Source organism: Bradyrhizobium sp. CSA112 (genome assembly GCF_029051645.1).
Taxonomy (GTDB): Bacteria; Pseudomonadota; Alphaproteobacteria; order Rhizobiales; family Xanthobacteraceae; genus Bradyrhizobium.
Genome location: NZ_JAACFS010000184.1, coordinates 1 through 222, shown reverse-complemented (window position 1 = coordinate 222; position 222 = coordinate 1). Strand labels below are relative to the sequence as shown.

General features: G+C 60.4%; 1 pseudogene. It reads right to left on the bottom strand.

The window, feature by feature from the left end:
* Positions 1 to 222 (bottom strand): annotated as a pseudogene (locus GWE18_RS42225) (hypothetical protein); the annotation flags it as partial.

Below are 222 nucleotides of genomic sequence, written 5' to 3'. Positions count from 1 at the left end.
GGGAAACGTAGTTGCCGTTGTTGTCGGTGTTCCAGGCCGTGTACTGTCCGGTGCTCGCCTCCTTCCAGGCAACCTGATAGCCCGTCGCCGTCTTTTCCGCACCGATCGGCGTCCAGGTGCCATCTTGTCCGTCCACAAAATCCGCACCGCGATACTTCAGCGAGGGGCCCGATCCGCTGCCGCTGTCGAGGTAATATTTACCGCCGTTCTCAACGAGACTCG